15 protein-coding genes are annotated in these 16419 nt (G+C 42.7%); 10 read left to right on the forward strand and 5 right to left on the reverse strand.

Features of this window, described 5'->3' with window-relative positions:
* Nucleotides 1-88 precede the first annotated feature (88 nt).
* The gene (efp, locus tag FQ082_RS03890; RefSeq protein WP_149492106.1) at nucleotides 89-661 is read right to left on the reverse strand and encodes an elongation factor P; all 573 of its coding nucleotides are present in this window, start codon (nucleotides 659-661) and stop codon (nucleotides 89-91) included.
* 193 nt (nucleotides 662-854) lie between these two features.
* Between efp and epmB the strand changes: the two genes are divergently transcribed.
* The 8 genes from epmB (at nucleotide 855) to FQ082_RS03930 (ending at nucleotide 11615) form a co-directional block, all read left to right on the forward strand.
* Nucleotides 855-1862 (forward strand): EF-P beta-lysylation protein EpmB, encoded by a 1008-nt coding sequence (epmB, locus tag FQ082_RS03895; protein ID WP_149492107.1) that lies wholly within the window; start codon nucleotides 855-857, stop codon nucleotides 1860-1862.
* A gap of 176 nt (nucleotides 1863-2038) precedes the next feature.
* A complete protein-coding gene (locus FQ082_RS03900; RefSeq protein ID WP_149492108.1) occupies nucleotides 2039-3745 on the forward strand; it encodes a hypothetical protein in 1707 nt (568 codons plus the stop codon).
* A 238-nt stretch (nucleotides 3746-3983) separates the two neighbouring features.
* Nucleotides 3984-6077: an EAL domain-containing protein gene (locus tag FQ082_RS03905; protein WP_149492109.1), complete on the forward strand. Its 2094-nt coding sequence runs from the start codon at nucleotides 3984-3986 to the stop codon at nucleotides 6075-6077.
* A gap of 143 nt (nucleotides 6078-6220) precedes the next feature.
* Entirely contained in the window at nucleotides 6221-6676 is a 456-nt protein-coding gene (locus FQ082_RS03910; RefSeq protein WP_149492110.1) for a c-type cytochrome, read from the forward strand.
* 67 nt (nucleotides 6677-6743) lie between these two features.
* A complete protein-coding gene (locus tag FQ082_RS03915; RefSeq protein WP_149492111.1) occupies nucleotides 6744-7751 on the forward strand; it encodes an AAA family ATPase in 1008 nt (335 codons plus the stop codon).
* Between the two features lie 142 nt (nucleotides 7752-7893).
* Nucleotides 7894-8955, forward strand: a complete 1062-nt coding sequence (locus FQ082_RS03920) for a hypothetical protein (protein ID WP_149492112.1) — start codon at nucleotides 7894-7896, stop codon at nucleotides 8953-8955.
* Nucleotides 8952-11255, forward strand: a complete 2304-nt coding sequence (locus FQ082_RS03925) for a transglutaminaseTgpA domain-containing protein (RefSeq protein WP_149492113.1) — start codon at nucleotides 8952-8954, stop codon at nucleotides 11253-11255. Before FQ082_RS03920 ends, FQ082_RS03925 begins: the two co-directional genes overlap by 4 nt.
* A gap of 72 nt (nucleotides 11256-11327) precedes the next feature.
* On the forward strand, nucleotides 11328-11615 hold the full coding sequence (locus FQ082_RS03930; RefSeq protein ID WP_020444115.1) for a DUF4031 domain-containing protein: 288 nt from the start codon (nucleotides 11328-11330) through the stop codon (nucleotides 11613-11615).
* An 88-nt stretch (nucleotides 11616-11703) separates the two neighbouring features.
* On the opposite strand, the gene FQ082_RS03935 is transcribed toward FQ082_RS03930, so the two are convergent.
* Nucleotides 11704-12222: a DUF302 domain-containing protein gene (locus FQ082_RS03935; RefSeq protein ID WP_149492114.1), complete on the reverse strand. Its 519-nt coding sequence runs from the start codon at nucleotides 12220-12222 to the stop codon at nucleotides 11704-11706.
* Between the two features lie 138 nt (nucleotides 12223-12360).
* Nucleotides 12361-13227, reverse strand: a complete 867-nt coding sequence (locus FQ082_RS03940; protein WP_149492115.1) for a LysR family transcriptional regulator — start codon at nucleotides 13225-13227, stop codon at nucleotides 12361-12363.
* Between the two features lie 113 nt (nucleotides 13228-13340).
* Here FQ082_RS03940 and FQ082_RS03945 point away from each other — a divergent pair, with 113 nt between their 5' ends.
* Nucleotides 13341-14465: an S-(hydroxymethyl)glutathione dehydrogenase/class III alcohol dehydrogenase gene (locus FQ082_RS03945; protein WP_149492116.1), complete on the forward strand. Its 1125-nt coding sequence runs from the start codon at nucleotides 13341-13343 to the stop codon at nucleotides 14463-14465.
* Nucleotides 14466-14554: 89 nt separating this feature from the next.
* Here FQ082_RS03945 and FQ082_RS03950 read toward each other — a convergent pair whose 3' ends face one another.
* Nucleotides 14555-14803, reverse strand: a complete 249-nt coding sequence (locus tag FQ082_RS03950) for a DUF2164 domain-containing protein (protein ID WP_149409261.1) — start codon at nucleotides 14801-14803, stop codon at nucleotides 14555-14557.
* A gap of 28 nt (nucleotides 14804-14831) precedes the next feature.
* Complete coding sequence (locus FQ082_RS03955) at nucleotides 14832-15500, reverse strand: DsbA family protein (protein WP_149492117.1); 669 nt, start codon at nucleotides 15498-15500, stop codon at nucleotides 14832-14834.
* A 287-nt stretch (nucleotides 15501-15787) separates the two neighbouring features.
* Here FQ082_RS03955 and FQ082_RS03960 point away from each other — a divergent pair, with 287 nt between their 5' ends.
* Complete coding sequence (locus FQ082_RS03960) at nucleotides 15788-16351, forward strand: GNAT family N-acetyltransferase (protein WP_149492118.1); 564 nt, start codon at nucleotides 15788-15790, stop codon at nucleotides 16349-16351.
* Nucleotides 16352-16419: the final 68 nt, after the last annotated feature.

A 16419-nucleotide genomic window follows, 5' to 3' on the forward strand; every position in this document is an offset into this window, starting at 1 on the left:
GCTAGCCATTAAAAAAGCTTAACCTCTCTCTCTGAGCGGTTAAGCTTTTTTGTTTTTACAGACAGACTAGAGCTATCTATTAATAGCTTTAGCTAACGCGCGTTTGATAATCGCCAGTACGAGTATCTACACGTACTATCTCACCTTGCTGCACAAATAATGGTACACGTACCACAGCGCCAGTTTCTAATGTTGCAGGCTTGCCGCCGCCGCCTGAGGTATCACCACGTACACCCGGATCGGTTTCAGTGATTTGCAATTCAACGAAGTTTGGCGGTGTTACTGAAAGAGGAGCACCGTTGAATAAAGTGATGGTACATAGTGCATTGCTGTTTTCTTTTAACCACTTTATTGAATCGCTCATCGCTGTTTTGTCCGCTTGAATCTGCTCAAAACTCTCAGGATGCATGAAATGCCAAAATTCACCATCGTTATAGAGATAGTTCATTTCAGTGTCCATGACATCAGCAGCTTCTAAGCTATCGCCTGACTTAAAGGTTTGTTCCAATACTTTACCACTACGAAGATTGCGCAATTTAACACGGTTAAAGGCCTGTCCTTTACCTGGTTTGACAAACTCGTTTTCAAGAATGGCACAAGGGTTGCCATCGAGCATGACTTTGAGACCAGATTTAAATTCATTGGTAGAAAAACTTGCCACGGAAGACTCCTAAGGGTTTAGAAAAAGGGTTGAAAAAAAGGATGGTAAATATTTTTAGTGAAAATGGAGTGCCAGATTTACCGTGCTAAAAGATATGAGCCATTCTGGTACATAAACGATAGGACGTTTGCTTTGATAGGCGACGCCCTAACAGCGTATAATATCGGCTTTTGGGCACAGGTATTAGGTTGTCATGATAAACCATTTAATCACACAAAAAAACTGGCAAACGCAATTATCCGAAGCCATTACCTCTATCGATGAGCTGCTTGAGATATTAGAGCTACAATCTCTGCGCTCAGAGGTCTACGTGCCTAAGCATTTTGAGCTGCGAGTACCGCGTGCCTTTGTGGCAAAAATGACCGTTAGTGATCGTGATGATCCTTTGTTAAGGCAGGTCTTACCCAATCATAAAGAGCAAATGGCAGTGGCGGGCTATGTGGCTGACCCACTAGCCGAAAATGCGCATAATCCTGTCAAAGGCGTGCTGCATAAATATCAATCAAGACTGCTATTAACCATTACTGGTGCTTGCGCGATTCATTGTCGTTACTGCTTTCGTCAGCATTTTGACTATAGTGCCAATATGCCAACTGCCAGTGCAAAACAGGATATTATCGATTATATCAGCGCCCATCCTGAGATTAATGAAGTTATCTTAAGTGGCGGTGATCCATTAAATGTGACCAATAGACGTCTATTTGCTTGGCTAGATACCTTGGAGGCGATTGAGCAACTAACAACCATTCGTATACATACCCGTCTGCCGCTCGTGATTCCAGCAAGGCTTGATGATGCGTTATTAGAGCGTTTGGCACAAAGCCGCTGTCAAATCGTCATGGTCATTCATGGTAATCATGCCAATGAGATTGATGCGTTGACAGCAGAGTATTTGCAGCGCGCTCGTGCTGCAGGAATTACTTTATTAAATCAAGCGGTACTTTTAAAAGGTATCAATGACAGCGTTAGTGCGCAAACGGCATTGAGTCAGCGTTTATTTGCAGCGGGCGTGTTGCCCTATTATCTACATGTACTAGATAAAGTGGCGGGCGCGGCTCATTTTGACAGTGATGAGAAATTTGCCATTGAGCTTTATTGGTCGCTATTGGCTAAATTACCGGGATACCTAGTACCCAAACTGGTCAGAGAATTGCCAAACGAACCTTTCAAGGTACCAATTAATGTTTACAATAATAAGTAAATTGTGCACTATGATAGGGTTTTTTATTTTGGCAAATACATAACAAGAAATAGATTTGAGAAAATTATAAATAAGCAACATTTATAGAGGAATGGTTAGGTATGATAGCAATATTCTTTTTTAAGAATATATCCTTCTACACTCATGGATAACTTACGCAATTACTAAGGATGGTAATGGTAAATTTATCGACGTTTCAAGCGTATTTAGCGGCTGAACCCCCTTTGTTAGAAGCTTGCAATAAGTCTAAGAGTAGCAATGAGCCGCACTTGCATAAATGGGCGGCACTATTGCCAGCGCAAACAGAGGCCCAGCAAGTCGAACAAATAGAAAAAGTATTAACAGAATTGCGTCTGATTCCTACTGATGATAGGCTGCGTTTAAGATTGATTAAGATTGCCATTAACGCCGCCAGTCAGCTAATTGCGGCGCTACGCCAACAGTACATTTATGAGACAGGGGCGCTCAATGAAGCTCAGCTTGGCTATGTTGCTCAGGTGAAGTCGCTGTACTATTCATTGATTATGACCTATGACGGCGTGATACGCCGCGAAATTACCCTTTTAAAGGATAAGCAGCAAGCACCTTCAAGTAATCTGTTGCAGCGCTATTTTACCAGTGAAAAATCATCTCCTGTTACCTTGGCGATTGCCACTTACCAAACGCTACTGATGTATCAAAAACTGCTATTTGAAGATGGCTTTTGCTATCAAAAGTCGCCATCCTATATATGGGCCAATGTAAATAACTTATATCTTAACGCATGCCAGCAGCGAGCCTCACATATCGTACTGAGTGCTTACATTCCAGCGCAGCAAGGTGATACTATCCATCATTTATATTGCCAAATATGCTTGCATGAGTTGCTAAATGTACGAGCACTGCGTCGACCTCATATCTTACTGCTACAGCGTCTGCTGCCAGCGTGGAGTGCACATATAGTTGCTACCATAGAGCCGCGCACAGCAACGCGAGTGTTCATCAATCTACAGAGTAAAGAGCCGCCTACTTATTTAACTGCATTATCTACTATCAACCCATATGATGCTCATCACACCTGCTTATTTATAGAGCTTGAACCTTTAGTGACGTATTTACAATCGCGTATAAAAACCTTAACTGATACTGATCGAAGAGGGGTTGAATATTTTCTGATTAATACCGTTTCAATGGCGATAAGATATCGTTATATTAAACCAAAGCGCATGCCTCCTATTGATCAGAATACAAAGCAGACGGCGACGATAATATCGGGTTTTAATGAGATGCATTATCGTATCAGTAACGGTGAAGCTTTTAGAAGTTTAATAGCATCTAAAAACCTGCCAGAGTATCAGCAGCCGCGTTATGATACCTTACCAAAAAATATTGCTACTTATAAAGAATTAAGGGCGGATACATCTGAGGGTAATAATCAGTTGTCACACTTTCGTACCCTACGCTTATTTCTAGATTCATCTGAGCCAATTGATAAAATTGATGATCTCACTTCCATCGCACCACCTTTACAAATAATGAGCCTTTTTTTATTGTGCCACAAAGATAAGGCTACCGCGCCTAAATGGTCCATGGGAGTGGTGCGTTGGCTTAATTTGGATAGCGCAAAACCCGAGCTTGAATGGCAAATCCTTGGTCATAAGATAATCGCCTGTGGAATTTGTCTACAAGATAGACAGAATCGCAGTCAGCATTTTGTGCCAGCGTTTGTCATCGGAGCTGATGAACACCTACAAACGTCTTATAGTCTATTGTTACCGACCTCTCATTTTCAAACAGATGATAAGGTTATCATGCGTATTAATGACCAACAGAAATCTTTGCGCTTGGGTCGTAGTCTAATGGTGACTGATGAATTTAGCCAATATGAAGGGGTGCAGGGTTAATGACGTTAATCTACATAAAAGCCGGACCTCTAAAGACCTAGTTAGTCGTGTCATATAAAATTGCTGTGTCGAATTATTTAACAATTACCATGATAAGTTAAGCAACAGTCGGCTAAATTATTGTTTATAATGACAACAATAACTACGACGCTGTTTCTTAATATTCTGCTATCTTTTATATATTTGACGACAGCTCAGCGGCGATTCATATTATTTTTTAAGATTAAAAAGGCTTTCTATGCGTACTCAGTCTCTCTTGAACTTATTGGTTATCGATGCTGATCAGCTTTATGCTGAGCGCCTTGTAGACTTGCTCGGTTCATACTATGACAGTGTGAATTTAGGTTTTTTGGACGATAAAGATGAGTTGCTAAAATCATTGCGTCAATCATGGGATGTGTTGGTTTTTGGTCAAGCGTATGATATGAATTTCACCGACGTGGTTGCTATTATTCAAGAGCAAGATATTGACTTACCATCGGTTTGTTTGATAACTAAAAACACGGTAGCCAACGCTCACGATGACGAAGGCTTACCGTCTATTATGAATGGTACGATGGTTAAGGCACTCTATGTAGAGCAAGAAATGGCAGTCATCATGGCTATTCGCTTATTGCACGAAAACTTGCACAGTCGCCAACAGCTTAAGACATTGCAGTCTGTGCTCTCTGAGGCAGAACAGCGCGCAAACGTATTGATTAAAAACTCAAAAAGCGCAGTCGCATACATTGATCAAGGGATTCATATCTTTGCCAATGATCCGTATCTGCAGTTATTTGGTTTTGAGGCGATGAATGATATTATCGGTATACCTGTGATTGATTTGATTGCAGGCGGTGATAATGTTAAAGCTGTTAAACAGTTTTTACGTCAGTTCGATAAAGGGAACCGTAAAGATGTTGAGTTTAATTTTGAGAGTAGACGTAAGGATGGCAGTACGTTTGAAGCAAAACTACAGTTGGCAATAGCGACACTAGATGGTGAGCCGGTCACCCAGATTATTATTCAACAAAATAATAGCAATAGCATTGAGGTCGCCAAACGTTTGGCTGAAGCTGAGCGTAAAGACAGCTTGACGGGCATTGATAATCGACACAGCTTTGAAGAGCAGCTGGCGGCAGCATATGAACAGGCAAGAAAAGGCGCTATGACGGCGGCACTCTTGTATGTGCAACTCGATAATGTCGGAAAAATTAGAAGCAGTTTAGGTCTGCAAGGTATTGATAGCACGGTGAAACAAGTCGCTCATACCTTAGATGAGCTGGTAGTCGATGGTCATGTCAGCCGCTTTAGTGATACAGCATTTACTATTTTGGTAGAAAATCAGACGACAGCTGCGCTTGAAAAGCTGGCTGAACAGATTGGCATGAGTATCAGTAAGATGCTTATTGAAGTGGATAAGCGCACAACCAATACGACAGCAAGTACTGCTATTGTTAAAATTGAAAAAAATACGCCTGAGCCTAGAGTGTTGCTTGAGCGCGCTATGGATGCTATCAATCAAATCATGATTGAGACCTCCAATCATGGCGGTCGTTATCATCTATATGATGCAAGTGAGCACGCCAATAGTGACGATCATGCGCTAGCAGAATCTCTGGTTGATGCCATTACCAATAATCGCTTTGAGTTATTGTTCCAGCCTATATATGACATCAATAATGACCGTAGTGACTTTTTTGAAGTATTCCTGCGGCTACCGCTAGCAGATGCTGAGAATACCGTATTGACGCCAGATCAGTTTATGGCGGTTGCAAAATCTAATCAATTATTAGAAAAAATAGACCGCTGGGTATTAATTAATGCCTGTAAGAGAATCAATGAAGTGCGTAAAACTCATCCAGAGGCGCGGTTACTGGTACAGCTAACCAGTGCGTCTTTAATCGATAAAAAACTGCCCAGTGTTGCAAGCCAGCTCATCAATGCCATCGGTGGTAAAGCTGGGGCGTTGACACTGCAGTTCAATGAAAAAGACATCTCAGATTACTTAACGGTAGCGAAATCTCAATTTACCGCGCTCAGTCAGGTAAACTGCCAGCTTAGCATCAATAATTTTGGATCATCTATAAAATCTGTGGAGCTTGCCAATTTTGTTCATCCTAATATGGTACGTTTAGCCCATAATTATGTCGAAGGGATTGATGCCGCTGACAATTTAGAAACGGTCAAATCAATTATCGTACGTACCAATGAGATTAATGTTGATGTATTGATGCCTTATATTGAAGATGCTGCAACCATGTCTGTTGCATGGAGTGTCGGCGCACGCTACCTACAAGGCAATTATTTAGAAATGCCGAGTAACAGTATCAAAGTCTCTAATGAGAGTTAAGTCTTATTTTATATTCATAAATACTATATAGGTACTCTGCATTTATGGTCTACAGACGGCTATCGATGTCTATCAACCTTTGCATTATAGGATGTTTGATGTAGACTCATCGACATCAATACCTATTAATTAAAGATGACACCATGTCTATAGTCAATAAATATCAACTGGTCGGTATGCTTGTCACCGCTTTGCTGCTAAGTGCTTGTGAGAAAACGCCGCCTGATTATCGTGCTACTGTTACGCTACCGCTTTATATTGAAGGCGATGCCGATAATGGTGCACTTATATATCAAGATGCTTGTGGTCAGTGTCATCAGTTAAACCCCGGTCTCAATAAAAAAGGCCCACAGCTGATGAATATTTATGGCGCGCCGGCAGCGGAACTTGCAGATTATACTTATAGTGAAGGACTTAAAGCCTCGGGTTGGGTATGGGATGCTCAAACACTTGATACTTATATTGCGGATGCTGAAAAAGCCATGCCAGATTCTAAAATGCTGTCAGACCCGATGCCAGATTCTAAAGAGCGCGCTGATGTGATTGCCTACTTGTCTACCCTTCGCGCAGCTGCCCCAAGCGTTGAAAATGACAAATAAACCTTACTTGATACCTTTTGTTTTCCTCACAAATTAAACCCATAATCGCCTTAACGCAGCCCCTAATATGCCCCTTTCATCGAAACATCAGCTGATATCAGAAACGCGTACTCAAACGGTGCCTAGTGCTGCTTATTATAGCCATAATCAGCAAAAAATTGCTCAGTTAATGTCGCAATTGAATCAAATCGTATTGGATAAATCGCAAGTAGTTAAGCTTGCGCTTAGTGGTATTTTAGCAGGCGGTCATTTATTGCTACAAGACTTGCCGGGTATGGGTAAGACGACCTTGGCACAAGGTTTAGCCCAATTATTAGGCTTGAGCTTTAGCCGTGTGCAGTTCACCAACGATATGCTGCCTGCCGATATATTGGGCATGAGTATCTACGATCAAAATAAGCGCCAATTTGAGTTTCGAGCAGGTCCTATCTTTACCCAGCTGCTACTCGCTGATGAGATCAATCGCTCAAGTCCCAAGACCCAAAGTGCGTTACTTGAAGCGATGGAGGAGCGGCAAGTGACACAAGATGGGCAAAGTTATCCCTTACCCAAGCCATTTTTTGTGATAGCCACTCAAAACCCTTTGCAGCAAGCAGGTGTTTACCCACTTCCTGAGTCGCAGCTAGATCGATTTTTATTGTGCTTATCGCTTGGTTATCCATCAGCTGCAGCAGAGCGGGCATTGTTAAAAGGTCAAGATCGCCGCGAGCTTTTAAACAGTTTGGGTGCGGTGCTTGATACGGAAGCAGTGTTATTGGCGCAGCAAGGGGTTAAGCAGGTATACATCGCAGATGTGGTCTTGGATTATCTTCAGCGTCTGGTCGCAAAGACGCGAGCAAGCCAAGAGTATCATGGGCTGTCGCCGCGCGGTTTATTGTCACTACAGCGCGCCGCGCAGGCTTACGCCTATGTATCAGGACATATGGAGGTCACGCCTGAAGATATTCAAGCGGTATTTGCTGCAGTCACTGACCATCGTTTGGGTCAGCGTTTTGTGCCAGCCCATGTCACTGGCGGGCAAGCTACCCCGACCATTTCTCAACGTATTTTGGCAGAAGTAGCAGTTATTGTTTAAATGTTTATGATTCGATAAATGCTCATCTAAAATCATTTAACACTGAAGGCGATTCTCTAATTGGTTATTCAACATATTGGTATCGAACGCTTTCTCTGAATATCAATGATATTGTCAATTTTATGGTAACGATAGGGTAGCCATGAGCCTTTTGCCAAAAGCTTTCACCGTAACAGCCGCCTCAGCAGCCAATCGATGGTTCGCTTCGCGTGCGCCCAAAAGTGACAGCGCCATCCTCAATTTGCGTAATGTCTATATATTTTTTAGCCGGGAAGGCATGCTATTTGCAGTGCTGCTGATCATTACTTTTATTGCCGGTATTAACTATGGCAATAACTTGGTGTTAGGTTTATGTTTTTATTTGATTAGCGTTTGGCTGATCAGCTTTCATGTAACCTTTGCGCACATTTCAGGCCTGAAAATACGTTTACTTGAAGTGACTATGGCAGAAGCAGGTGCGCCTGTTTGGGTGACTTTGCAGCTGCGGAGTGAGAGCCGTCAACCAAGACGGCAGTTGTTATTTAGCTTTGAGCAGACTGATGACAAGGCTAATAGCAAAAAAGATAAAAAAACCAGTAAAAAAATTAAACATAACGCTGATAATAAACAGTCAATACTGGTGACACGACTGCAAAACGAGCAAATTATTTGCTTGCCTGTACCGACGCAGAATCGTGGGCAGTTTGAATTACCACGGTTAAAAATAAAAACGGTTTACCCTTTGGGTATCATGCAGGCATGGTCTTACGTGTATTTTTCCCGTACTGCTTGGGTCTATCCAAAACCTGAAGTATTTGATTGGCAAGCGCAGTATGCAGTTGCCAGTTTGGAGGATTTACCTATAGGCAGGCAATATCGGCAAGGTCAAGATGACTTTGAGCGGCTAGATGGCTATATCGAAGGAGAGTCGCTGGCACGGGTTTCTTGGGGACATGTGGCACGCGGTCAGGGTATGCTTACCAAGCATTTTGCCGATCCTGTTGGTCACGAGCAAACCTTGGATTATGCCGATATGCCAGCTGCGCAGCATGAACAGAAACTGGCACAACTGGCTCACGGGGCGCTCACACTAGGGAAATTGGGTGTGCCGTTTAATATGTGTTTACCAAATGAGGCACCGTCTGAATTTTCCTCTGCGGTAATGACGGGCGAGGGCGACAGCTTTGCACAAGCTTGCTTACTAAGATTGGCAAAAGCGCCATGAACAATTCTAAACGATCTTCCTCAAATGACATTGAAAATGTATCGATCGATTCTCTTACTAAAAATTCTACAGAGACAGCCATTTTTGAGCAATTGGCAACGGGTCAAAGCACCCGCGCTAGTGTTGAACACGGTTACGCTAGAAAATGGTATCGCAATTTTTTAGCGCTACCAGCCTATTATTGGGTATTAATTGCCCAAGTCATTGTTATTTCACCTCATGCGGCACACTTACCATTATGGCTAATGGGTTTTGCTGTCGTCAGTATTATTGCCCAATTGCCACGCATCAAAGTGCGTTTTAAAAAAATAGCATATTTAAAACGCGTCTATCAAGGCATGCAAATGCTTGGCTTCTTATTGGGGCTAGCAGGATTGTGGCTGACCTACAATACTGCATTTGGACTGGATATGGGTGTGGCATTTTTAGTGCTCTGCCTTATCAGCAAACTGTGGGAGCTTTACAAGCGCCGCGATGCTTATGTGGTATTGAATCTTTCACTGTTTGTACTTGCAGCGTTGTTTTTGATGGATCAAGGGTTAATAACGACTTTAGAAGTGATTGTTGGCACGATTGTTGTGTTGTTGGCATTTATCGCGCTAAATGATGATGGTAATAGTCGCGGTGATGGTCGTCTGCGCACCTTGGGTGTATTGGGCATTGGAGCATTGCCATTATTGGTGGTGCTGTTTCTATTCTTTCCGCGTTTGCCCCCACTATGGTCAGTACAGTTATCAGGTCAGCAAGCGACCACAGGCGTCTCTGATAGTATGTCGCCAGGTGATTTTGCTAATTTAGGTCAGTCAACCGAGTTGGCTTTCCGTGTAGAGTTTACAGACAATCGACCCCCGCAGCAGGAGCTGTATTGGCGAGGCTTGGTATTTAGCGATTTTGATGGCATTACTTGGCGTCAAAGCCCTCAGCAGCGAGCATGGCAGCCTACGTTACCTATACCTACTTGGATTGAAAATGCATTTTCGACTGTTCCTGATGCGGTGAAAGCTGCCCCCAACACTTATCAGATTATCTTAGAACCTACTCAGCAGAACTGGTTATTTGGACTCGATTATCCGTTTGCCCAGCAGCAAGATGTCAGTGTCACCTCAGACTTTACCCTGTTAAAAGACCAGCCTGTTACCCAGCAATTACGCTACGATGTAGCACAGTTTACGCCGATGCAGATTGACCCTATACTCACTGACGAGGTGCGACGACTAAATCTTGCCTTGCCTAATAAAGGCAACCCACAAGCACGAGCATTAGCCCAGCAGCTTTTTGCCCAGTCAGGCTCAGATCCTCTACGCTATATGGCAGCTATTGAGCGCTGGATTCATAAAACAGAATTTCGTTATACACTATCTCCGCCACGGCTGAATAATAACCGTATTGATGAGTTTTTATTTGAGACCAAAGCGGGGTTTTGTGAGCACTATTCTTCCAGCTTTACCTTTATGATGCGCGCCGCTGGCATACCTGCACGGGTCGTGGCAGGCTATCAAGGTGGCGAGCTAAGCCGCAGTGGGAATGTTTGGGAGGTGCGACAAAAGGATGCGCACGCTTGGACGGAGGTTTGGGTTGAGGGGCAAGGCTGGGTACGTGTCGATCCGACTGCGTTTGTTGCGCCTGAGCGTGTCGAGCAAGGGATGGATGCGCTGACGCAGTCACAAGGGGCTACTATGTTTGGCGATGGGGCTAGCGCGCAAATCAGCTATCAGCAGTATCAGATGTTACAAACCTTGCGTCGTCTGTCAGACCAAGCCAGCTACTATTGGCAAAAAGACGTCGTCGGTTACGATCAGGACAAACAAGCAGACTCACTACTCAAATGGTTTAACATCCGCTCAGTGATGCAGCAGATTATTTGGTTGGCAGCAAGTGCTATTACTGTCATGGTAATTCTCGTTTTTGTCATTTGGCAACGCCGCCGCAAGCGCTGGCATCCAGCAGATCTGCCACTTGCACAGCTATCAAAACGTATTGGCAAGAATAATAAAACGTTGGCTAGGTTTGAGAGTGAAGGGCAATTGGCATGGCTTGAACGCTTGGCAATGTCACTTGATACAAGTGCTCGTCCAAAAACTGAAGCAAACACAGGGACAAATACTCAGAGTAGTAGTTCTAGTCAGTTGGTAGATAGCAATGCTTTAACAGTGGCTCAAATAAAAATAGAGCAGATTAAAAAGGATTATCGTCAGCTGCGTTATGGGCGTTTGAGCACGATAGATATGAGTAATAATGAGTACCAGCAAGTACTTAAGCAGCTAAAGAAAGACGTAAGGGAATTACCAAGGTTATACTGATTTGTGTGTGGTAGATGCACTAGAGTAAAAGTACTTAGATTATTTTAAATCAATAAATAAAGGGATAGCTCTATGGCGATATACGTCGATTTTATGCAGATAGAGTTTAAAGGCTATAAATGGTGCCATCTGCTGGCAGATACCTTGCAAGAGCTGCATGATTTTGCTGCGCTGATTGAAGTGGATGCGCGCTTATTCCATCGTCATGCCAGTTACCCGCACTACGATGTCACCGTACAAATGCGAGAGATAGCGATTGAGTATGGTGCTATCCCTGCTGATCGAAAGAAGATTATAGAATGTGCAAAGAAATTAAAAGTAGAGTTGCATGAGCAAATAGCACGCTCTGAGCATTGCTAATAAATAAGTTAATATTCTAGAGATAGAAAAAAGGTGGGTTGCGATTTGGCTACCCACCTTTTTATTGATTAAATTTTTTGCTAGAAATTTACTTGGCAATAGCTGCTTTACTAACACTGTTGAGCGCTTTTGAGATGTTAGAAATCTCGGTATCGCAACCTTTAATGTTATGACGATTTTTTAAATACTCAGGATTATTATATGACAGCCATACTTTTTTGTCGGCATCTTCGCTGATGAGAATTTTTTGCGGTAAGTCGATGGCGACGCTTTGCTCGCATTGCATCAATGGCGTACCCGCTTTTGGATTACCAAACATAATGACTTGTGTTGGTCTTAATGTTAAATCGACACTTTGTGCATTTTTTTGATGATCGACGCGTGCGAATACCTTCATACCTTTGCTTTCAATAATCGCTGCCAGCTTATCAGCGGTATCTTGCACAGAATGAGGACTTTGCATCGTAACCAAACCTTTTTTAGCATTGATAGCAGTCATCGTGTCTGGCGTTGATGGCATCTTATCAGGCGCATTTAAAATATTTCCAACACTGGCGCAAGAGGATACAGCCAAAGCTAGGGCCGCAATAGAGATAATCTTAAGCATAAAAAATCCTTTTTTATGGTGGTCGTTTATTCAGTGAGTGATGGTTGGCAACATCGAGTCCTTATAATATATTATTACATTGTGCGTAATAAACGGTGCATAGTAAAGAGTTGCATTGCAACATGCCTTAACGAATTATTAAGCCAAATGATCTGCTAGATAGTCCACCAACAGCCTAATTTTTGGCGATAAATGACGATTGTGCGGGTAGACTGCCCATATCCCTTCTTCTTGCTCTCTATATCCGTCCAATACCGTCATTAAACGACCGGTTGCTAGATGTTTTTGTACATAATAATCTGGCAATTGTACGATACCAAGCCCCTTTAGCGCGGCATCAACCAAGCTATAACCACTGTTATAACGTATCTTGCCGCTCACGCGTATATTGCGCTCTGTATCTGCTTCTTTAAAATGCCAATAATCAAGTGTACCCAATAAGCAGCTGTGTTGACTGAGTTCATCCAAGGTTTTTGGGCGACCATATTTCTCAAAATAAGCGGGCGATGCACAGACAAAGTTGGTACGGTGACTGAGTTTTTTTGCCATCATCGTAGAGTCGCTCAGCTTACCGATACGTATTGCCAAATCATAACCACCTTCAATCAAATCAATCTTCTGATTGCTCAAAAAAGCCGTCACTTCGATATCACTATATTGCACCATAAAATCATTTATCAGTGGCAATAGCTGCTGCTCTCCATAGGTGACAGGAGCTGTCAGATTGATTCGACCTTGCGGTTTGGACTGCAAATTACTGACCGCTTGCTCTGCGGCATCTAGTCCATCAAGGATGCTGCGGCAATGCTGATAAAACACCCGCCCTTCTTCTGTTAGCGACACTTTGCGCGTGGTTCGATACAGCAGCTTGGTATTGAGCCGCTTCTCCAGTGCAGTAACCTGACGGCTCACTTGCGCTGTCGAGATAGCAAGCTTTGCCGCCGCTTTAGTAAAGCTCTCAAATTCTGCCACGTAGACAAACTCACTGATACCATCCCACTTCATAATTATTACCACTGTGTAAAAGATATTTTCAAATATGCTATATTATCATTAGCAGGGAAGTAATATAAAATAATCACACTATTAAAATTCAACCATTAAAAAGAGAGACTTTTATGTCAGACAAATTTATCAAATCAAAAGCTGCCATTGCTTGGGGTCCTAATCAGCCATTATCGATTGAAGAAGTGGACGTCATGCTACCGCGTAAAGGCGAAGTATTGGTTAAAATCATCGCCAGTGGCGTCTGCCATACCGATGCGTTTACCTTATCTGGTGAAGACCCAGAAGGCGTATTCCCAGCTATCCTAGGTCATGAAGGTGGCGGTATCGTTGAGCAAATCGGCGAAGGCGTGACCAGCGTCCAAGTTGGCGATCATGTCATTCCTTTATACACCGCAGAGTGCGGCGAATGTAAGTTCTGTACTTCAGGTAAAACCAACTTATGCTCAGCGGTACGTGAGACTCAAGGTAAAGGCTTGATGCCAGATGGCACCACCCGTTTTTATAAAGACGGTCAGCCAATTTATCATTATATGGGTTGCTCAACCTTTTCTGAATATACGGTATTGCCAGAGATCTCTTTAGCCAAAGTCGACGCCAATGCACCGTTAGAAAAAGTTTGCTTGCTAGGTTGTGGCGTGACCACTGGTCTGGGCGCAGTCATGAATACCGCTAAGGTCGAAGAAGGTTCTACCGTTGCTGTTTTCGGTCTTGGTGGTATTGGCTTAGCGGCTATTATCGGTGCAAAAATGGCAAAAGCCAGTCGTATTATCGGTATTGATATTAACGAAGATAAATTTGAGCTCGCCAAAAAGCTAGGCGCAACTGATTGCATCAACTCTAAAGACTATGACAAGCCTATCCAAGATGTCATCGTTGAGATGACTGATGGCGGTGTAGATTACTCATTTGAGTGTATCGGTAATGTCGATGTTATGCGTTCAGCGCTTGAATGCTGCCATAAAGGCTGGGGTGAGTCAGTCATCATCGGTGTCGCTGGTGCAGGCAAAGAAATCTCAACCCGTCCATTCCAGCTAGTGACTGGTCGCGTCTGGCGTGGTTCAGCTTTTGGGGGCGTCAAAGGACGTTCAGAGCTGCCAGGTTATGTTGATCGTTATATGCAAGGTGATATTCCATTAAATGATTTTATCACTCATACGATGCCATTAGAGAACATCAACGCAGCGTTTGATTTGATGCATAAAGGCGAAAGTATTCGTACGGTTATTCATTTTTAACTTGTAGCAGTTATAAAATTAGCACTATAGACAGAAAAAAGCCGCTCCTATAATACCTATGATAGGAGCGGCTTTTTTCTGTCTATCTTTTAGTCCTTTTTAAAGCTATGCATGTCTTCTAACATCCCCGTAAACCTCTCGTATAGCCATGGCTCCATATCATCGACCACTTGATTATAAAAATGCGGACCTACAGTTTCGATGATAAAATCCAATAAGAACTTCGCCGGTAAGTTACCAATATCGATATCGAATTCCTCATTCATATAAACTCGTAGTTGATCTAAGATAAGGATCTCAGTTTCATCTGATAGGGTGATTGGTTTATCTTTATTCATACAAATGGCCCTACTAAAAAATCTTAATTTACTCTTTCATATTGGCTAGCTGCTCTAAAATATTGACATAATTGTCCACGCCTTGTGCGCCACTAACCAAGTGCTGCTCATTAAAAATAATAGCAGGCACGCTTTGAATACCTTGCCTTTGCCAATGCTGCTCTACCTCACGTACGTCATTGGCAAACCGCTGGTCTTCTAAAACCGTCAACGCTTCTTTACCATCTAACCCAATCTCTGCAGCAATATCGGCAAGTACCCTGATATCAGAGAGGTTTCTATTATCGGTAAAGTGCGCGATAAATAATGCCTGCTTTAACTCATGCATGCGCCCTTGCTGCTCAGCCCAATGCAAAAGCTGATGCAGATTAAAGGTGTTGTGCATACGCAAGTCATCAGTAAAGTTAAACTGAAAGCCGACATCAGAACCTGCCTCTGCTATTCTAGTGCGGCTAGCGTCTGACTCGGCTTTGCTTGAGCCATATTTCTCCATGATATGCTCACGCATGTTTTGACCCTCGCTTGGCATATTAGGATTTAGCTCAAACGGATGCCAATGTATCACATGATCAGTATTGGTTTGCTCTAGTGCTGCTGCTAGTTGGCGATAGCCGACGATACACCAAGGGCAGACCACGTCTGATACGATATCGATGCGCAGTGGTTGCTCTGATGTTAACTGCTTTGAGTTTTCCATATTTTTCACCTAATTTATTGTCTGTTTTTTATCTAATGAAGTACCATTTGAAGTAAGCTTTCTTACCTGAAGCTGACTGTAATCAATATGCTTATTAAGCGATACTTATCAAACGATACTAAGAGAAAGGCTAGGTGATTACAATGGCGGATAAGTTACTAATGATAACTACCAGCCATAATCATAAGCCGACTATTGATTATGGCGGCTTAAACTGGGTAGCCATCATAAGAATGGCTTGAGAAATTATGTAAATAGGCAATTTAATGAGCTTTATAGAGTACCAAATGAAACCTTTTATAGAAACAGAGCGTCTTTATCTTAGACAGTGGCAAGCAAGCGATTTTGCAATATTTGCTGCTATGAATGCCGATCCAGAAGTTATGAAGTATTTTCCCAAGCTTTTATCAGCTAAAGTGAGCGATATTATTGTGAATAAATGCCAGCAGCTGATTGAAGATAATGGTTGGGGATTTTGGGCGCTCAGTTTAAAAGAGGGTTCAGAAAAAAATGATACTTTTATTGGTTTTGTTGGCTTAAATCAGACGCATGCTGATATGTCTTTTGCTCCCTGTGTTGAGATTGCTTGGCGACTGCGTAAGGAGTTTTGGGGACAAGGCTATGCAACTGAAGCTGCTCGCGCGTCTTTAGATTTTGCTTTCAGCGAGCTAGCGCTTGATGAGGTGGTTGCATTTACTGCTGTGATTAATAAGCGCTCTCAACTGCTTATGAAGCGTATCAGGATGACTGATACGCAAAACAATTTTTATCATCCTGCACTTGAGTCAAATCATCTACTCGCTGAACATATGCTATATAAGATCACTCGGCAGCAGTGGCAGGCAGTTTAAGTAGCTTTAGAATGAGCGTTGCCATATCAGAAGAGAATACCTTAATGTATTACCATCTCATTGTGAAT

Origin of the sequence: Psychrobacter sp. ANT_H56B, assembly GCF_008369245.1 — a bacterium.
In the GTDB taxonomy this organism is placed as follows: domain Bacteria; phylum Pseudomonadota; class Gammaproteobacteria; order Pseudomonadales; family Moraxellaceae; genus Psychrobacter; species Psychrobacter cryohalolentis.

Excerpts from the sequence above, each read along its gene's own strand:
- FQ082_RS03940 (WP_149492115.1), bottom strand. The coding sequence starts at position 13,227 with ATGAAGTGGGATGGTATCAGTGAGTTTGTCTACGTGGCAGAATTTGAG.
- FQ082_RS03945 (WP_149492116.1), top strand. The coding sequence starts at position 13,341 with ATGTCAGACAAATTTATCAAATCAAAAGCTGCCATTGCTTGGGGTCCT.
- FQ082_RS03935 (WP_149492114.1), bottom strand. The coding sequence starts at position 12,222 with ATGCTTAAGATTATCTCTATTGCGGCCCTAGCTTTGGCTGTATCCTCT.
- FQ082_RS03900 (WP_149492108.1), top strand. The coding sequence starts at position 2,039 with ATGGTAAATTTATCGACGTTTCAAGCGTATTTAGCGGCTGAACCCCCT.
- FQ082_RS03950 (WP_149409261.1), bottom strand. The coding sequence starts at position 14,803 with ATGAATAAAGATAAACCAATCACCCTATCAGATGAAACTGAGATCCTT.
- FQ082_RS03910 (WP_149492110.1), top strand. The coding sequence starts at position 6,221 with ATGTCTATAGTCAATAAATATCAACTGGTCGGTATGCTTGTCACCGCT.
- FQ082_RS03920 (WP_149492112.1), top strand. The coding sequence starts at position 7,894 with ATGAGCCTTTTGCCAAAAGCTTTCACCGTAACAGCCGCCTCAGCAGCC.
- FQ082_RS03925 (WP_149492113.1), top strand. The coding sequence starts at position 8,952 with ATGAACAATTCTAAACGATCTTCCTCAAATGACATTGAAAATGTATCG.
- FQ082_RS03960 (WP_149492118.1), top strand. The coding sequence starts at position 15,788 with ATGAAACCTTTTATAGAAACAGAGCGTCTTTATCTTAGACAGTGGCAA.
- FQ082_RS03905 (WP_149492109.1), top strand. The coding sequence starts at position 3,984 with ATGCGTACTCAGTCTCTCTTGAACTTATTGGTTATCGATGCTGATCAG.
- FQ082_RS03930 (WP_020444115.1), top strand. The coding sequence starts at position 11,328 with ATGGCGATATACGTCGATTTTATGCAGATAGAGTTTAAAGGCTATAAA.
- FQ082_RS03915 (WP_149492111.1), top strand. The coding sequence starts at position 6,744 with ATGCCCCTTTCATCGAAACATCAGCTGATATCAGAAACGCGTACTCAA.
- FQ082_RS03955 (WP_149492117.1), bottom strand. The coding sequence starts at position 15,500 with ATGGAAAACTCAAAGCAGTTAACATCAGAGCAACCACTGCGCATCGAT.
- epmB (WP_149492107.1), top strand. The coding sequence starts at position 855 with ATGATAAACCATTTAATCACACAAAAAAACTGGCAAACGCAATTATCC.